This is a genomic window from Micromonospora sp. Utrum1, assembly GCF_057197805.1.
Genome location: NZ_CM170071.1, coordinates 3133861 through 3149838, shown reverse-complemented (window position 1 = coordinate 3149838; position 15978 = coordinate 3133861). Strand labels below are relative to the sequence as shown.

Here is a 15978-nt window from a genome sequence, read left to right as displayed (position 1 = left end):
CGCTCGGTTCATCCCTGCGTCCTCCCTGCCACCCCGTCGCCGACCGGCCGGTCGCAGGTTGGTCGGCCGGCGGGATCGGAAAGTTCCCGGAGGCGGTCAGGAATCGATGGTCACCTCGACCGGCCCGACCCGCAGGATCCCGTCGGTGAGCGGCGCGCAGCGGACCCCGCCCCGGCCGCGCAGCGCCTTCCAGGTGCCGGGCGCGACGGTGACGTCCAGCCAGGCGCAGGGCGGGGCGGCCCGGTGCACCCGCAGGCTCACCGGCCCGTCGCCGGAGTCCAGGGTGAGCACCCGGCCGACCAGCTCGTCCACGGCGATGCCACTGGTCAGCACGTTGCGCCGCACCTGGGTGAGGTCGGCGCCGGCGGGCAGCGACTCCTGCGCGATCAGGGTCACGCTCGCCTGGCGGTGCGCCGGCCGGCCGAAGTAGCGGTCGCCGACGATGCCCAGGCCGGCCCGGATCCGGACCTGTTCGACCAGCTCACCTGGCGGCGCCGGGGCCGGGCCGTCGGCCGGGCGACCCACGTAGCGGTGCACCGGCGAGGCCAGCAACTGGACGATCTGCGGCATGCGCCGATTGTAGGCACGGACGTACCGTAACCAAAGCGGACGATAGCCATCCTCACGTGTCCACCCTGGGTGGAGGACGTTGTACCGGGTGTGACGGCGAGACGGTCCACCCCGGTCGGGCGTCACCCCGAGCTGGGACGACAGATTGCATGGGCGCGGCGCGAGAACGAACGCGGGCGGCGCGCGTACGAGGCGGCGGCCCGGGACTGGCGCCGGCGCAACGAGCACCTGGAGCGGCTGCGGATCGAGGCGAGCGGGTTCCACGGGTGCGCCCTGACCGACACCGAGCTGCCGGTGCGGCTCGACGACGGCGAGGTGGTCTACCGGATCCTGCCGGTCGCGGATCTGGTCGAGGCGGAGGCCCGGCACCTGCCCGGGCTCCCCGCGCCGGACCCGACGCTGACCGCGGAGCTGCTCGACCCGGCCGACGGCCCGCTTCCGGCCGGACTGCGGGTGGTCGACACGGGCATCGTCGTGGTGACCGACCGGCGGGTCGCCTTCGCCGGGCGGGCCGGCCGGCGTGAGTGGGCGCACCGTGACCTGCTCGGGCCGGGGCACCACCCCGACCTGCCGGTCACCCTGCTGCACCCCGGGGACGGCCGGCGCCCGGCCGGGCTGCGGGTGCCGGTCACCGGCGCGACGAACTTCCGCTTCTACCTCACCCTGGCGTACGCCGCCGCCACCGGGACCCGCGACGCGGTCGCCGAGCAGCTCGACACGCTGCTGGCCGCCCACCGCGCGGCCCGGCCGCGGCCACCTCGACCGCTCGGTGTCCAGGACGCCCCGACGGCACGGCGCCGTCCGGAGCGCCTGGTCGCGGCCGGGGCCGTGGCGGTCACCGTGCTCCTCGGGGTGGCGTCCGCGGGCACCTGGCCTGCGGCGGCCGGGCCGGTGCACCGGGCGGGGCCGGCCACGGGCAGCCCGGCGCGGGTCACGGACGACGACTACGCGCGGGACCCGGTCCCCAGCCCACCCGGTATGCGCAACGACGGCCCAGCCCAGTCGCCGGCCAGCGATCCCGCCCGGCTCCCCCGTCCGGCCGGCGGGGCCCAGAGCCCAACCGTCATCGGGACTCCGATCCGGGTCAACGCGCCGATCGCGCTTCCGACGCCGTCCCGGGCCACGAAGCCCGCGGCACCGGTGCCATCGACGGCCCCGCCGCCGGTGAGCCCGACCGGGAACCCGCCACCGGCGGTGAGCCCCACCGGCAGCCCCACACCGACCGGCTCGCCGTCCCCGACCGACCCGGCCGTGTCGGGCATCTGCCTGGACCCGCTCCGGCTGCCGGTGCTGGACCCGCTGCTGTGCCGCCGGACCTGAACGAGGGCAGGCCCGATCCTCAGGGGGTGTGCGGGGTGAGCAGGTAGTCCTCGGCCTCCGGGCTCCACCGCAGCTCCACCGCGCCACTGGTGGCGGCGGCCTTGCAGAACTGGAGGAAGCTGCGGTAGCCGAGCTTCTTCTCGCTGAAGTCCGGCCGCGCCCGGCGGAGCTGGTCCTTCAGCCCGGACAGCGCCACCGCGCCGCCCTCGCCGGCCAGGTCCACCACCACGGACCGCAGCAGCGCGAAGGCCACCTCCCGGTCGCCCCGTTCGGGCAGCGACACCTCCGGGTCACCCTTGGCGCGTCCCGCGGCCAACTCGATGACGTTGTGCCCGGCCAGGTGGCGCAGCAGCTCCCCGAACGTGCGGAAGCCGTAGTCGGACTCGGTGAACGTCGGGTCCTTGCGGAGCAGGGTGCGCTTCAGGCCGGAGGCGGTCACCTCGCCGCTGGAGCTGCCCTGCATGCCGGCCACGGTCTGCGCCACCAGCACGGCGAGCGTGTCAACGTCCCGCGCCGGCTCCTCCGCGGGCGGCGCGACCTCGGCCGGCGGCTCAACGGACGGCTCGGCCCGCGGCGGCGTCTCGGGCTCGGCCGGGCGGGCCGCCCGGCCACGGCGGCCGGCCGCGGGCGGCACGTCGACCCCTTCGAGGCGGTCGTAGAAGAGGAACTCGTCGCAGGCGGGCGGGAGCAGCGCCGACGTGGAGTTCTCCACACCGACCCCGATCACCCGCTTGTTGAGTTCGCGGAGCTTGTGCACCAGCGGCGTGAAGTCGCTGTCCCCCGTGCAGATCACGAACGTGGAGATGTACCCCCGCTCGAAGGCCATCTCGACGGCGTCGACGGCCATCTTGATGTCGGCCGCGTTCTTGCGCGAGGCGCCCATCCGCTGCGGTATCTCGATCAGCTCGACGTGCGACCGGGTGAGCATCCGCCGGTCCTCGTCGAAGTACGACCAGTCCGCGTAGGCCCGTCGCACCACCACCCGGCCGCGCTCGGCCAGGGCGTCGGCGATCGGGCGGAAATCGAACGCCCGGCCACCGTGATGGTCGCGCACACCCAGCGCCAGGTTCTCGTAGTCGAGAAGCAGCGCGATCCGGTCTTCCTGATCCACGCCGGCCAGCCTAGCCGGGTTCCGGGTCCGGCCCGGTCACCGCCGCCGCTCGTCCCGATAGAGGGTGTCGCGGCGGGCGGCGTACTGGATCGCGTAGCTGCCGAGCAGCAGCAGCAGGGCCAGCACGACCTCGACGCCGGCGACGGCGCCGTTGGCGACGGTGAGGCCGAGCAGCAGCAGGATCAACCCGACCACGGCCAGCAGGCCGGCCAGGAGCAGACGGTTCCGCCTCCCCGTCGACCGGTCCTTGCCGCCAGCGCCCACCACGTCCGCCTCTCGCCCGGCTCCCCTCGATCAGCCTAGGCGGTACGCCGGCACGTCCTCCCGCAGTTCGTCGAAGGCGATGCTGCCGCCGAACCGTCCACACTTATTGACATTCGATAGAATACGAGCGACAGTCGATAAATGGCAGCCGAGCGACCGGTCCCCGAACCTGACTCCCCGAGGACTGACAAGTGAGGGCGCGAACCGCCCGAGCGCCTGTCGACGTGTTGGTCGTCGGGGCGGGGCTCGCCGGGCTGCACACGGCCACGCTGCTCGCGGAGCGGGGCCACGACGTGCTGCTGGTCGAACGGCGACCCACGCTCACCGGTGCGATCCGCACGACGGGAATCTTCGTGCGGCGCACGCTCGACGATTTCGCCCTGCCGCCCGAGTGCCTCGGGCCACCCATTCGGCGAGTGATGCTCTACCCGCCGGGGCTGCGCCACCCGGTGACCCTGGTCAGCACGCGCGACGAGTACCGGGTGGCCGACATGGCGCCGCTGTACGCGACCACGGCCCGCGCCGCGGCCGACGCCGGCGTACGGATCGCCCTGGGCACCCGCTACGACGGCCGACGAGACGGCTCCTTCCTCCTGGCCGGCGGTGCCGGGCCGATCGCGGTCCGGGCGCGGTTCGTCGTCGGCGCCGACGGCGCCCGCTCCCGGGTCGCCCGGGATCTCGGCCTGGACCGCAACCACCACCTGCTGGTCGGCGCCGAGGAGGTGTTCGGCATCCCCGCCGGCGACGAGCCGCCGACGTTCCACTGCGTCCTGGACCCCTCGCTCGCTCCGGGCTACCTGGCCTGGGTGGTCAACGACGGCCGGCACGCCCACGTCGGCGTGGCCGGCTACGCCGACCGCTTTCCCGGCGGTCTCCGGCGCGCACTGGACCGGTTCGCCGCCTCGGCCCCCGGGCTGCCGGCCGTGGCTCGCCCCGACGAGGTCGAGCGGCGCGGCGGCCCGATCCCCGTCGGTGGGGTGTTGCGCCGAATAGGGTGCGCCGACGGGCTCCTCGTCGGCGATGCGGCGGGTGCGGTCTCTCCGCTCACCGCCGGTGGCCTCGATCCGTGCCTGCGGCTGTCGGCACTCGCGGCCGATGTCCTCGACGAGGCCCTGCGCGCGGGCCGCCCGGAACCGTTGACCCGCTACGACGGAGCCGCCCTGCGCGCCCGCTTCCGGGGCAGGCTGACGCTGCGCCGGGCACTGGCCCAGGTGCGCACGCCCGCCGTCGCGGCAGCGGCGTTCACGCTGCTGCGGACGCCGCCGGGGCGCGCCGCGGCCCGCCGCGTGCTCTTCGGCGACGCATCCTTTCCCGACCCCTGACCGGGGTTCGTCCGGGCGAAGCGCAGTCTGCCGGATGTCGCCGGCGCCAGGGCTCGTCCGACAAACGATCACTGGTGGTTCCCGGAGGCTCGACGAAGGGCGGAGGAGCTCGGCGCGCTAGCCTGGCGATCATGGCGGACTGGGAGCTTCGGCCGGCTTCGGCAGCAGACGTCGAGATGGTGGCCGAGTTGCGGGCCGTAGTGCTGCGGGCGGACCTGGAGCGGCTCGGGCGGTACGACGAGCACCGGGTGCGGCAGCGACTACGGGACGGCTTCGCTCCGGCGCACACCTGGTTGATCGAGGTGGGCGGCGCGTTCGCCGGCTGTGTGTCGCTGCGGCCAGCCGAGGACGCCCACTGGCTGGAGCATTTCTACCTGGCACCGCATCTGCAGGGCAGCGGCATCGGCACAGCCGTGCTGCATGGGCTGCTGGAGCAGTGCGATCGCGACGGCATCAAGGTCCGGCTGAACGTGCTGCAGGGCAGTTCGGCCCGGCGGCTGTACGAGCGGCACGGATTCACCCTCGAGACAGAGGATCCGGTGGACGTGTTCCTGCTACGCGAGCCGGCCGTGGCCGGCTCGGCGCAGGTTGCCACCCGCCTGGCTTGAGCTGGCCGACGGTGGTCGGCAGACTGGTGGCATGTCCCGAGGTATCGCCCTGGTCCGACGACCCAGCGGTCGGCTGACCGAAGGCCTGGTCACCCACATCGAGCGCAGCGACGTGGATGTCGCGCGGGCCCGGCGTCAGCACGCGGCGTACCGGGCCGCGCTCGCCGATGCCGGCTGGCAGGTGCGCGAGGTCGATCCCGCCGAGCACTGCCCCGACTCGGTGTTCGTCGAGGACACCGTCGTGGTGTGCGCCGGCCTGGCGGTGATCACCCGGCCGGGCGCGCCCGAGCGCCGTCCGGAGATCCCCGGCACGGAGAAGGCGGTACGCGAGGCCGGGCTGGAGGTCGTCCGCATCGAGGCTCCCGGGACGCTGGACGGCGGCGACGTGCTGCAGATCGGCACCACGGTGTACGTGGGCCGCGGCGGACGTACCAACGACGAGGGTGTGGCCCAGTTGCGCGCCCACTTGGCGTCCCGCGGGCGCACGGTGATCCAGGTCCCGCTGCGCCACGTGCTGCACCTCAAGTCGGCCGTGACCGCCCTGCCCGACGGCACTCTCCTCGCGCTGCCGGAGCTGCTCGACGCGACCGCGCTCCGCGAGCCGGTGCGCCCGGTCGACGAGGAGGCCGGCTGCCACGTCGTACCGCTCGGGGGTGACCTCGTGCTGCTGGCCGCGTCGGCGCCGCGCACCGCGGCGCTCGTGGCGGACCTCGGCTTCACACCGGTCGTCGTCGACATCAGCGAGTACGAGAAGCTCGAGGGCTGCGTCACCTGCCTGAGCGTGCTGATCCCCGCGATCTGACCCCAACCCGGAGCGCGGCAGCACGTCGCTCGACGACGCCCTCGTCTTGGTGTCCACTCACACCTGGACGACCGGTGAAGGTCAATCGCCGCCTATGCTCGCCGGCATGATCCGACGTCTGTCCGCTTCGGTGACGTTCCTCGCCGCGCTTTCCTCGACCGCAGCCTGCGACCCGGCTCCGGCCACGGGTGCGTCGAACCCCACGGTGTCCGCCACCGCTCTGGTCGCTCCCTCGCCCAGTGACGGCGGCGCCGCGCGCGGGCTCCGAGACCGGTACGCCGCCTCCCGGCGTCTGGCCGGGCTCGCCGAAAAACCCGCCTACCGGGACGAGAAGCTCGACTCCGACGGGGTGGCCTGCGGCCGACCGCTGCCGCTGCTGGACCGGCGTCTGGTCGCCGTGACGCACGTCTTCGGCACCCCGGACGGCACCCCGCCGGAGGAGTTCGTCGAGGTCACCCAGGAGACCGTGGTCTACCCGACGGAGTCCGTGGCGGCGGACGCCGTAGGGCAGTTGTTCGATCTGTTCGAGACGTGCGACCGGGACGTGGAGGAGGGCCAGGTGACCGACGGGCACGCCGCCGCCGACCTGCCGGGCGGGGCCGGCGTGGCCGGCCGCGCGGTCACCGCCACCATGACGCTGCCTGACGGCACGCGCTTCCCCCACCGCTACGGCTGCGTGCACCACGGCCGGGTGGTGCAGTGCGTCGCGGTCTGGACCCGCTCGGAGGCAGACACCGCGGCGTGGTTCGAGAAGGCGGTCGTCGCCACCGGGAAGGGACTTCGGGCCTGAGACCGTAGCCCTTCACCGTTTCCGCGCACCGGCACACGCCACGATCCGAGCCCTCGGCGAACGCGCCCGTCTCCACCCCTCACCGTCTGCCGTTGCGGTCGAGCAGCCAGCGTTCGAATTCGACGGCGACGATGCGCTCGTCATGCACGCCGGCCGCGTCGTCGGACGCCAGCCAGACGATGGGCGGGCCCATCACCGCCGGCTCCAGGAACCTCTGGCCGTCGGACACGTCGTCGAGGGGCAGCATCCCGGTGACGGTGGCGCCCCCGGGCAGCAGCAGATTGACGGTCACGCCTGTGCCGCGCAGGTCGGCGGCCATGATCCGGGACAGCGCCTCACTGCCGGCACGCGACGGCCCGTACGGGACGAACCCGGCTCGGTGCATGGTCGACCGGCTCACCGAAACGTTGACGATGCGGCCACCGCCGGCGGCCAGCATCCGCGGCACGACCTCCCGCGCCACCAGGAAGTAGCCGGTCAGATTGGTCTCGATCACCGCACGGAAGCCCTCGACCGGCACCTCCCAAAAACCCTGCGGATGCGTCATGAAGCGCGGGTTGACCGTCCGCATGCCGATCCCGGCGTTGTTCACCAGCATGTCGATGCCGCCGAGCCGCGACCACGCCTCATCGACCGCCCTGGCCACCGACGACTCGTCCCGCACGTCCAGCTCGATGCCGACCGCACCCGGCAGTCCGGCCGCGACCGAGTCCGCACGACGGCCGGACCGGCTGGTCAGCGCGACCGCCGCTCCCGCCGCGGCCAGGGCGGACGCCATGGCCAGTCCCAGTCCGCTCGCCCCGCCGGTCACCAGCACCTTCACCTGCATACCCCCCTTCCCACGAACGGTCCGTACGCCGTTCTCCGGCTGCGGTCCCCAGCAGCTCTGACGTCACGATGACGGTAGGAGTTTGAGCACGCTCGAGGTCAAGGGCGGCCGAAATCCGGGCCACGGTTGCTTCCGCACGGCACGCGGCGAGCGTCAGCGTGCCCGCCGGTACCGCGCGAGAACCGCGGCGCCCGCCTGCTCCGCCGACAGGCACTGCAGGTACGCGGGCGGACCTTCCGCCGGGAAGAGCCGCCGGCCGGTGCGAAGGATCGTGGGAAAGGTGAGGAGGCGGTATTCGTCGACCAGGTCCTCGGCCATCAGCCTGTGCACCACGCTCAGGCTTCCCGTCACGATGACGTCGCGCCGCTCCTGCTTGACCGCGTCGACCAGGTCGCCGTCGACGATCTCGGAGTTCGCCCACGCCGAGACGTCGGCGAGCGTGCCGGTGGCGACCAGTTTGGGCACCGCGTTCATCCGGGCGGAGAACGGGTCGTCGCGTCCGGGCCAGAGCCGGGCGAACAGCTCCCAGGTGGTCCGCCCCAGCAGCATGACTCCCTGGTCGAGCAGCCCGCCGAGGCGGAACTTGTCCCCGGCAACGGTCTCCGGGCCGTGCCGGAAGGCCCAGCCACCCGCGGGTGTGCCCCCGGACCCGTCCGGGTCCGACACGATCCCGTCCAGGGTGATGAACTGGATGACGATGACGCTCACGATGATGTCCCTTCGTAGGTGCTCACCGGTACGTACCGGCAGCACCGGCCGGACTCATCGCGCCTGACGAAGATCCTCGGAAGAAATCCGCGTGGGCAGGTCGAACGCCTCGAACACGCGGGGATCGGCGAACACCACGTTGTGCGTGACCCGCCCGCCCGCGACGGTGAGCACCTGCAACGTGTGCAGCCGGTGTGGACCGCCGGGCTGCGGCGCGTACGCGGCAAGCGCCGCCTGCCCGTTGGCGCTCAGCTGCCTCACGCGCCAGCCGGTGCCCCGGGTCCGGAACACGCGATCCATGAACAGGCCGTAGTCGCGGCTGCCCCGATACCAGAGGGGCACCGGCGGCATCTCCAGGATCGCCTGGTCGGTGAGCAGCCGCACGAGCCCGGGAACGTCGGCCGCCTCGAACGCCCGCACGTACTGGTGGACCACCGCGCGCACCCGCGGATCGTCCGGCTCGGTGACCTCGCCGGCGTCCCCCACCTCCCCGAGAGCGGAGCGGGCGCGCTGCAGCGCGCTGTTGACCGCGGCGACCGTGGTGCCGAGTTGCTCGGCGACCTCGGCGGCGGTGAACTCCAGCACCTCGCGCAGCAGGAGCACGGCCCGCTGACGGGCCGGCAGCGCCTGCGTGGCCGCGACCAGCGCGAGCCGCATGTCCATCCGCGTCTCCAACTCGACCCGCGCGTCGGGAAACGGCTGCAGCCACGGGACGTCCGACGAGGGCGTCAGCGGCGCCTCCGGATCGTCACTCGGTGCGCCGAGCCCGGACGGCAACGGTCTCCGCGCACGTCCCTCCAGCGCGGTCAGGCACGCGTTCGTGGCGATCCGGTACAGCCAGGTTCGCTGCGACGCGCGCGCGGGGTCGTACCGGTCCCTGGCCTTCCACGCGCGCAGCATCGTCTCCTGCACGACATCCTCAGCCTCGTGGAACGAGCCCAGCATCCGGTAGCAGTACGCCAGCAACTCACCGCGGTGAAGCTCGAAGTCCACGCGCCCATCCTGGCGTACGTGGTTCCGGCGCGGCAGCACACCGCGGCCGTACCGCGATCAGCCGGACGTCGGTGAATCCCGCTGGTCCGGCGCAAGGGTGAGATTGAGCAGTGCCAGCCCGGTGACGGGCTGGAAGCCCACCTCGGTGTAGAGCGTGCGGGCCGGGATGTTGTCGGTCTCGGTCTGTAGCGACACGCGCTGCGCGCCGGCGGCCCGGGCTTCGTCGACGACGTGCTGGAGCAGGGCGTGCGCGATGCCGCTACGGCGGTGGCGCGGGGCGACGTAGAGGTCGCGGATCGACCACGCGGTGCCCAGCATCAGGGACGCCGGCATGACCGCCGTCGTGACGAAGCCGCAGACGTCCTCGGCGCGGAGGGCGACGGCGGCCGCGAGCCGGTGCTGTGCGAGCTGGTCGTGCAGCCAGGCGCGGGTGAGCTGAGGCGACGGCGGCCGGCCGTAGTGCGCCCGGTAGTCGTCGAACAGAGCGGCTACCTGCTCGAGCCCGTCGTGGGCGGGGGTTATTGGCACGACCGTCGTCAGCATGCCGTCCAGTCTCGTCGAGACCGTCCCGCGTCACCGCTCCCGCCTGACGCCCAGCGGCCGCACCGGCACGTCCTGCCACAGTTCGTTGAAGGCGATGCTGTCAAAGAACGCGGTCCCCTCGACCACCTTGCCGTCCCGCATCCGCAGGAACCAGGCGACCGTGTCGGTGTACGTCGTGCCGATCGTGGTGGTGCCCGCGCCGTTCCACGCGACGATCACCGTGTCGGTGGTCGGGTCCTCGTACATGCCCCGGATGCGCACGGGCCGGAAGGGATCCTCCGCCGTGAAGCGCGCGCCGAAGGGTGTCAGCGCCTCCTCGATGAACTGGCGGGCGGGCTGGTACAGCCCGGCCGCCACGGAGCGGCCGATGATCTCCCACCGCATGTCCTCGGCGAAGATGCTGGTGATGCTGCCGGTGCCGGCGGACCAGGCGGCGAAGGCGTCCGCGACGATCTCCCGGTTGGGGGTCATCGGCGGCTCCCGTCTGCTCGCTGCGGCCGGACGCCGGCCCACTCCGCCCATCCTGCGCCGCGACGTCCGCGGCCGAGGGCGGATTCCGCCACCGTCCTCCCCTGGGCGGCAGGAGCGCGCCCCCCGGGACGATCACGCACCGCCTACCCTGAACGCGTGGATCGCTGTGACGAGTGCCTGTTCGTCTATTCCGCGCTCGGCACGGAGGAGCTGCCCCAGCGGCTACGCGACGTGGCCGAGCACTACCCGGCCGCCCTCAACGGGGCGCCGGACCCGCGCCGGCGACCGGCCCCGGAGGTGTGGTCGCCGCTGGAGTACGCCTGCCACGTCCGGGACGTGTTCCGGATCCAGGGTGAGCGGCTGGCGCTGGCGCTGCGCGTGGACGAGCCGGAGTTCGCGCCGATGGGCCGCGACGAGCTGGTGATCACCGAGCGCTACAACACGCAGGATCCGGAGCTGGTGCTGACCGACCTGGCCACGGCAGCCGCGGAGTTCGCGGCCCGCTTCGCGACGCTGGGCGAGGTCGAGCTGGACCGCACGGGCGTCTACCCGTGGCCCCGGCGCGAGGCGCGGACACTGCGCTGGCTCGGCCGGCACACGGTCCACGAGGCCGAGCACCACCTGCTCGACATCCGCCGCGCCACCGGACCCTGGACGGCCGGCGGGGCCTGACGCCCGTTGGCGTCAGGCCCCGCTACGGCAAGGCCGCCCGAGGGCCGGGCCGAGGGCAGTGCCCTGCGGCCCGACCGGACGGTCAGTGGATCGCGACCGGCGTCGGCCGCGGCTCCTCCCCCGTCCCGCCGTCGAGCAGGTGCGACGGCTCGCGCCGGCGCGGCAGCAGGGCGGCCGGGATGAAGGTGAGCAGCACCAGCCCGAAGCCGACCCAGAAGGTGGTCGCGAAGGAACTGGACGCGAAGTCCAGCCCGCGCTCGATCAGCGACGGCGGCACCGGGAACTGCTGGAGCAGCTCCGGCCGCAGCTGCGTGCCGATGGCCAGGCTGGCCTCGGTGACCGGCTTGCCGCTCGGGTCGGTCGCGCCGGGGATCACCTCCGAGCCGTTCAGCCGGCTGGTGAGGATCACCGACATCACCGCGGCGCCGACCGAGCCGCCGATCTGCTGGAGGATGTTGACCAGCGTCGAGCCCCGGGCCACCTCGGCGGCGTGCAGCGTCTTCAGCGCCGAGGTCATGATCGGCATCATGGTGCCGCCCATGCCGAGGCCCATCACGAACAGCGAGCCGCAGAGCAGCCAGTAGGACGTGTGCGGGTCGACCTGGGTGAAGGTGAAGAACCCGGCGGCGATGAGCACCAGCGCGAACGGCACCGTCCGGCCCACCGGCACCTTGTCGGCCAGCATGCCGGCGATCGGCATGGTCAACATCGCGCCGAGGCCCTGCGGCGCCATCAGCAGGCCGGCGGTCAGCGTCGACTCGCCGCGGATCTGCAGGAAGTAGCTCGGGAAGAGCAGCCCCGCGCCCATGAACGCGATGATGAACACGAACAGGGTCACCGTGGCGATGCTCAGGTTGCGGTTGCGGAACAGCCGCAGGTCGAGCAGCGGGTGCCGGGGCCGGAACGAGTAGAACACGAAGGCCACCACGAGCACGGCGCCGACCAGCATGGGCAGCCAGACGCTGTTGTCGCGGACCGTGCCGGCCTCCGGCAGCGAGGAGACGCCGTAGAGGAAGAGGGCCAGGCCGGGCGAGAGCATGAGCATGCCGAGGAAGTCGAACGACTCCGACGGCTCCGGGGCGTCCTTCGGCAGGGCCAGCTGGGCGTAGATCAGCGCGATGACGCCGATCGGCAGGTTGATCAGGAAGATCCAGTGCCAGCTGGCGGTGTCGATCAGCCAGCCGCCGAGGATCGGGCCACCGATCGGGCCGAGCAGCATCGGGATGCCGAGGACGGCCATCAGCCGGCCGATCCGGTGCGGGCCGGCCGCCCGGGTCATGATCGTCATGCCGAGCGGCATGAGCATGCCGCCGCCGAGACCCTGGAGCACGCGGTAGCCGATGAGCTCACCGATCGAGTCGGCGGTGGCGCAGAGCCCGGAGCCGATGGTGAACAGCGCCAGCGCCACCATGTAGAGGCGCTTGGTACCGAACCGGTCGGCGGCCCACCCGCTGAGCGGGATCACCGTGGCCAGCGCGAGCGTGTAGCCGGTCATCGTCCACGCCACCCGGGCGTACGAGGCGTCGAACTCGTTCTGGAACGTCGGCAGCGCCACGCTGACGACCGTCACGTCGAGGATCGACATGATCGCACCGAGCACGACGACGCCGGCCACCTTGAGTACCGCGGCGTCGAGCTTGTTCGATGTCGCGACAGGTTGCTGGGTCACAAACAGTCTCCTGGTTCGGTTTCGGTCGGGGGCGGTGGCGGCGCCACGCGCGGGTGAGGGCGCGGGCTGACGTGCGCCGGGGCGGCGTCCGGCAGGAAGCGTAGCGACCGGCTGCGACATCGCGCGGCTGGTTTACCAGGATCACCGGCGGCGCGGGGTGGGCTCAGACCGCGGCGCGATGGTCGCGCGGATTGACGCCGCGCACTCTCTTGAAGGCCGCGCTGAGCGCAAACGGGCTGTTGTAGCCCACCCGGCGGGCCACCGCGGTGAGGGTCAGCTCGGTGTCGCGCAGCAGATCGGCGGCGAGCGCGAGGCGCCAACTCGTGACGAAGGTCATGGGCGGCTCGCCGACCAGGTCGGTGAACCGGCGGGCAAACGCGGCCCGGGAGGTGCCGGTGGCGGCGGCGAGGCCGGCCACCGTCCAGGCCCGGGCCGGGTCGTGCTGGACCAGCCGGACGGCGCGGCCGACCACCGGGTCGGCGTAGGCCCGGTACCAGCCGGGCGGCCGCGCGCCGGGGCGGGCCAGCCAGGTGCGCAGCACCGCGATGACGAGCAGGTCGAGCAGCCGGTCCAGCACCGCCTCCTGCCCGGGGCCGTCCCGGTCCAGCTCCGCGGCGAGCAGCGGCACGACCGGCAGGTCGCCGTCGGCGGCGGTCAGCACCACCAGGGGCGGCAGGGCCGCGAGCAGGCCGGCGCCGATCGCGCCGCTGCTGGCGTACGTGCCGGTGAGCAGGGTGGTGGCGCCGTCCGGCCGGGTGCCCCAGGTACGCAGGCCCAGCGCCATGGTCTCGGTCAGCTCCTGCCCGCCGAGGGTGGTGCAACGCTGCCCGGGATGGATCACCACCTGCGGCGGGGTGTCCGGGTGGTCGGCCACGGTGTACGGGTCGGGCCCGCGCAGCACGGCCACGTCCCCGGGGTGCAGCAGCGCCGGCGCCGCGCCGTCGGGCACCACCCAGGCGCTGCCCCGGACCACCGTGGTGACGCTGAGCGGGGCGGCGTCGCGGACCCGGATCGACCAGGACGGGTCCATCACGGTGCGGAGCAGGAAGGCGTCCCGGGCGCGCAGCCCGCGGAGCACGTCGGCGAGGACGTCCACCCGGCGAGCGTAGACGCTCGCGCATGGTCCGGGGCGTTCCGGCCATGGAGCGTCCACCGTTTCCCGGTGTCCAATGGTCTCCATGATCGCATCGAACATCCGGGCCGGCGTGCTGCTGCTGGCCACGGTTACCACGGGGTTGACGGCGGGGCTCTTCGCGGCCTTCGCGTACGCGGTGATGCCGGGCCTGGCCCGGCTGGACGACCGGACGTTCGTGGCCGGCATGCGCTCGATCAACCAGGCCATCCTCAACGGCTGGTTCGCGCTCTGCTTCGGCGGCGCGCTGGTCTGCACCCTCGCGGCGGTCCTGCTGCACCTGCCCGCCGGGCGGCGTGGGCCGCTGCCCTGGCTGATCGCCGCCCTGGTGCTCTACGTGCTGGTGCTCGCGGTGACCGCGGCGGTGAACGTCCCGCTCAACGACCGGCTGGAGGCGGGCGCCGCCCGGCTGGCCGACCCGGCGGAGCTGCGCGCCGCGTTCGAGAGCACCTGGGTGCGCTGGAACGTGGTCCGGGCGGTGCTGAACACCGCGGCGCTCGGCTGCCTCGGGTGGGCGCTGCTGGTGGCCCGGTCGCTGCCCGACTGACCGGCGTCCCGCCTACCGGGCGCCCAGCTTCGCCAGCAACGCGACCTCGGCGGTGCGGGACCGTTCGATCCGGCCGGCGAGGTCGCGTACCCGGGCGCTGGTACCGGCCTGGACCTGGGCGCGGGCCAGGTCCGCCGCGGTCCGCTGGTGCGCGGCGAGCACGTCGAGCAGCACTCGGTCGACCTGGTCGGCCGGGGCGGTCCGCAGCCGGGCCAGCCCGGCGGCGGCGTCGCTGTGCCCGGAGTGGTCGTGCCGCTCGGCGGCCGCCGCCGCGGACGGGCCGGCCTCGCGCAGCCAGCCGCGCATGGTGGCCAGTTCGTCGGTCTCGGTGGCCCGGACGGCGGCGATCAGCGTGCGGACCTCCGGGTCGGTGCCGCGGTCGAGCCCGACCTGGACGAGTTCCAGGGTCTGCTCGGTGTGCGCCACCATCATGGCCAGGAAGAGGGCGTCGATGCCGCTGGTCGCGGTCTCGACGGCCGGCTCGGGGCGGGTGGCCGCGGTGGAGGCCGGCTGGGCGGCGCAGCCGGCCGCACCGAGCAGCACGGCGAGCAGGAGTGCGGCGAGCGGGCGGCGCATGCCGGTCCTCCGATCCCGGGTACGGCGGGTGTCGGGTGCGGCGCACGCGGAGCGTGGCCGCACCCGTCCGGTCAGATCTGGAGCCACAGCGCCGGCACGTTCGGCGGTTCCCAGCCGGGGATCGCGGTGTGCGCCTGGCGGCAGCGGTAGGTCAGGCCGTTGTAGGTGACCGTGTCCCCGACCTGGTAGGCGCGCCCGGCGGTCCAGGTGCCGCCCGGGGCCGGCGAGCCGGTCGGGGTGGGCGTGGGCTTCGGGGTGGTCGGGGCCGGCGTCGGCGTGGGCGACGGGGTGGGTGTGGGGTTGCCGCCACCCCCGCCGATCTGCAGGTCGACGCAGGAGTAGAAGGCGTTCGCGGTGTCGGCGATGTTCCAGACGGCGAGCAGCTTCTGCCGGCCGGAGAAGCTGCCCAGGTTGACGGTGTGCGACACGGTGGCGTCGGGCTGGCGACCGCCGCCGTCGACGACCGCGACCCGGGTGTTGCCGATCCAGTACTCCCAGTTGGACGTGGCGTGCCGGGCGGTGTTGACCCAGGTGAACGTCACCGAGCTGCCGACCGAGGTGGCCGGCCAGCCGCGGCTGTCGTCGTTGAGCACGGCGAACTGGGCGATGCCGGCGTTGCAGCTCTTGAGGCCCTTGGGGCCCTCGACGCTCTGCGGCTCGTACTTGATCTGGCCGCAGTCGGGCACCCGGTTCTGGGCGCAGAGCGCCTGGCGGCTGGGAGGCGAGGAGACGTAGCCGTGGGCCTGGGCGGGGCCGGCGACCGCCAGGGTGGCGGTGACGGCACCCGTGGTGAGCAGCGGCAGGGTGATTCTTCGACGCATGGCGGCAACTCCTTCGGGGCGAGTGGAGATGGCAATGAACATAAATTAAACCTTGTTAACAGTAAAGACTCCTGTCTATAAATTAAGCCGTGTAGGCGGGGCCGTTCCTTGAGCGCCCGCGACCACCGTGGGATTCGGGTGCGTCGATGGCTCACCGCGCGGGGCCGATCGTCGTTCCTTGGGCACCCGGACACCGGCAGGTCTCCGGGAGGGCGACGCAGACAGACGAT

The 15978-nt window shown here is 73.2% G+C and carries 19 protein-coding genes; 7 read left to right on the top strand and 12 right to left on the bottom strand.

The window, feature by feature from the left end; translation table 11 throughout:
* Nucleotides 1-96: 96 nt before the first annotated feature.
* On the bottom strand, nt 97-570 hold the full coding sequence (locus AC0OLQ_RS14955) for a molybdenum cofactor biosysynthesis protein (RefSeq protein WP_484531814.1): 474 nt from the start codon (nt 568-570) through the stop codon (nt 97-99).
* Between the two features lie 90 nt (nt 571-660).
* Here AC0OLQ_RS14955 and AC0OLQ_RS14950 point away from each other — a divergent pair, with 90 nt between their 5' ends.
* On the top strand, nt 661-1890 hold the full coding sequence (locus AC0OLQ_RS14950; protein WP_484531813.1) for a hypothetical protein: 1230 nt from the start codon (nt 661-663) through the stop codon (nt 1888-1890).
* A gap of 19 nt (nt 1891-1909) precedes the next feature.
* Here AC0OLQ_RS14950 and AC0OLQ_RS14945 read toward each other — a convergent pair whose 3' ends face one another.
* Nucleotides 1910-3001 (bottom strand): NYN domain-containing protein, encoded by a 1092-nt coding sequence (locus AC0OLQ_RS14945; RefSeq protein WP_484531812.1) that lies wholly within the window; start codon nt 2999-3001, stop codon nt 1910-1912.
* A 36-nt stretch (nt 3002-3037) separates the two neighbouring features.
* The gene (locus tag AC0OLQ_RS14940; RefSeq protein WP_484531811.1) at nt 3038-3265 is read right to left on the bottom strand and encodes a hypothetical protein; all 228 of its coding nucleotides are present in this window, start codon (nt 3263-3265) and stop codon (nt 3038-3040) included.
* Between the two features lie 191 nt (nt 3266-3456).
* On the opposite strand from AC0OLQ_RS14940, the gene AC0OLQ_RS14935 reads away from it, so the two are divergent.
* The 4 genes from AC0OLQ_RS14935 (at nt 3457) to AC0OLQ_RS14920 (ending at nt 6787) form a co-directional block, all read left to right on the top strand.
* Nucleotides 3457-4587 carry an NAD(P)/FAD-dependent oxidoreductase gene (locus tag AC0OLQ_RS14935; protein ID WP_484531810.1) on the top strand — a complete coding sequence of 377 codons (1131 nt, stop codon included), beginning with the start codon at nt 3457-3459 and terminating at the stop codon, nt 4585-4587.
* Between the two features lie 131 nt (nt 4588-4718).
* The gene (locus AC0OLQ_RS14930; RefSeq protein ID WP_484531809.1) at nt 4719-5195 is read left to right on the top strand and encodes a GNAT family N-acetyltransferase; all 477 of its coding nucleotides are present in this window, start codon (nt 4719-4721) and stop codon (nt 5193-5195) included.
* 31 nt (nt 5196-5226) lie between these two features.
* Complete coding sequence (gene ddaH / locus AC0OLQ_RS14925; protein ID WP_484531808.1) at nt 5227-5997, top strand: dimethylargininase; 771 nt, start codon at nt 5227-5229, stop codon at nt 5995-5997.
* 106 nt (nt 5998-6103) lie between these two features.
* Nucleotides 6104-6787, top strand: a complete 684-nt coding sequence (locus tag AC0OLQ_RS14920) for a hypothetical protein (protein ID WP_484531807.1) — start codon at nt 6104-6106, stop codon at nt 6785-6787.
* A 79-nt stretch (nt 6788-6866) separates the two neighbouring features.
* Here AC0OLQ_RS14920 and AC0OLQ_RS14915 read toward each other — a convergent pair whose 3' ends face one another.
* The 5 genes from AC0OLQ_RS14915 to AC0OLQ_RS14895 all read right to left on the bottom strand — a co-directional run bounded on the left by AC0OLQ_RS14915 (nt 6867) and on the right by AC0OLQ_RS14895 (nt 10331).
* Nucleotides 6867-7616, bottom strand: a complete 750-nt coding sequence (locus AC0OLQ_RS14915; RefSeq protein WP_484531806.1) for an SDR family oxidoreductase — start codon at nt 7614-7616, stop codon at nt 6867-6869.
* 153 nt (nt 7617-7769) lie between these two features.
* Nucleotides 7770-8324: a dihydrofolate reductase family protein gene (locus AC0OLQ_RS14910; protein WP_484531805.1), complete on the bottom strand. Its 555-nt coding sequence runs from the start codon at nt 8322-8324 to the stop codon at nt 7770-7772.
* A 54-nt stretch (nt 8325-8378) separates the two neighbouring features.
* Nucleotides 8379-9356, bottom strand: coding sequence for a sigma-70 family RNA polymerase sigma factor (locus AC0OLQ_RS14905; protein ID WP_484531804.1), 978 nt, complete (start codon nt 9354-9356; stop codon nt 8379-8381).
* Nucleotides 9357-9374: 18 nt separating this feature from the next.
* Nucleotides 9375-9860, bottom strand: coding sequence for a GNAT family N-acetyltransferase (locus tag AC0OLQ_RS14900; protein WP_484531803.1), 486 nt, complete (start codon nt 9858-9860; stop codon nt 9375-9377).
* A gap of 30 nt (nt 9861-9890) precedes the next feature.
* The gene (locus AC0OLQ_RS14895; protein WP_484531802.1) at nt 9891-10331 is read right to left on the bottom strand and encodes a nuclear transport factor 2 family protein; all 441 of its coding nucleotides are present in this window, start codon (nt 10329-10331) and stop codon (nt 9891-9893) included.
* 156 nt (nt 10332-10487) lie between these two features.
* Between AC0OLQ_RS14895 and AC0OLQ_RS14890 the strand changes: the two genes are divergently transcribed.
* Entirely contained in the window at nt 10488-11003 is a 516-nt protein-coding gene (locus AC0OLQ_RS14890) for a DinB family protein (protein WP_484531801.1), read from the top strand.
* 82 nt (nt 11004-11085) lie between these two features.
* Here AC0OLQ_RS14890 and AC0OLQ_RS14885 read toward each other — a convergent pair whose 3' ends face one another.
* Both AC0OLQ_RS14885 and AC0OLQ_RS14880 read right to left on the bottom strand, forming a co-directional pair.
* Entirely contained in the window at nt 11086-12672 is a 1587-nt protein-coding gene (locus tag AC0OLQ_RS14885) for a DHA2 family efflux MFS transporter permease subunit (protein ID WP_484531800.1), read from the bottom strand.
* 163 nt (nt 12673-12835) lie between these two features.
* Nucleotides 12836-13768, bottom strand: a complete 933-nt coding sequence (locus tag AC0OLQ_RS14880; protein WP_484531799.1) for an AraC family transcriptional regulator — start codon at nt 13766-13768, stop codon at nt 12836-12838.
* 82 nt (nt 13769-13850) lie between these two features.
* Between AC0OLQ_RS14880 and AC0OLQ_RS14875 the strand changes: the two genes are divergently transcribed.
* A complete protein-coding gene (locus AC0OLQ_RS14875; RefSeq protein ID WP_484531798.1) occupies nt 13851-14351 on the top strand; it encodes an anthrone oxygenase family protein in 501 nt (166 codons plus the stop codon).
* Nucleotides 14352-14363: 12 nt separating this feature from the next.
* Here AC0OLQ_RS14875 and AC0OLQ_RS14870 read toward each other — a convergent pair whose 3' ends face one another.
* Nucleotides 14364-14927, bottom strand: a complete 564-nt coding sequence (locus AC0OLQ_RS14870; protein ID WP_484531797.1) for a DUF305 domain-containing protein — start codon at nt 14925-14927, stop codon at nt 14364-14366.
* Nucleotides 14928-14998: 71 nt separating this feature from the next.
* Nucleotides 14999-15748, bottom strand: a complete 750-nt coding sequence (locus AC0OLQ_RS14865; RefSeq protein ID WP_484531796.1) for a lytic polysaccharide monooxygenase — start codon at nt 15746-15748, stop codon at nt 14999-15001.
* Nucleotides 15749-15978 lie beyond the last annotated feature (230 nt).

Coding starts and splice junctions, on each gene's coding strand:
- AC0OLQ_RS14875 (WP_484531798.1), top strand. CDS start 13,851: ATGATCGCATCGAACATCCGGGCCGGCGTGCTGCTGCTGGCCACGGTT.
- AC0OLQ_RS14870 (WP_484531797.1), bottom strand. CDS start 14,927: ATGCGCCGCCCGCTCGCCGCACTCCTGCTCGCCGTGCTGCTCGGTGCG.
- ddaH (WP_484531808.1), top strand. CDS start 5,227: ATGTCCCGAGGTATCGCCCTGGTCCGACGACCCAGCGGTCGGCTGACC.
- AC0OLQ_RS14930 (WP_484531809.1), top strand. CDS start 4,719: ATGGCGGACTGGGAGCTTCGGCCGGCTTCGGCAGCAGACGTCGAGATG.
- AC0OLQ_RS14920 (WP_484531807.1), top strand. CDS start 6,104: ATGATCCGACGTCTGTCCGCTTCGGTGACGTTCCTCGCCGCGCTTTCC.
- AC0OLQ_RS14895 (WP_484531802.1), bottom strand. CDS start 10,331: ATGACCCCCAACCGGGAGATCGTCGCGGACGCCTTCGCCGCCTGGTCC.
- AC0OLQ_RS14955 (WP_484531814.1), bottom strand. CDS start 570: ATGCCGCAGATCGTCCAGTTGCTGGCCTCGCCGGTGCACCGCTACGTG.
- AC0OLQ_RS14865 (WP_484531796.1), bottom strand. CDS start 15,748: ATGCGTCGAAGAATCACCCTGCCGCTGCTCACCACGGGTGCCGTCACC.
- AC0OLQ_RS14900 (WP_484531803.1), bottom strand. CDS start 9,860: ATGCTGACGACGGTCGTGCCAATAACCCCCGCCCACGACGGGCTCGAG.
- AC0OLQ_RS14915 (WP_484531806.1), bottom strand. CDS start 7,616: ATGCAGGTGAAGGTGCTGGTGACCGGCGGGGCGAGCGGACTGGGACTG.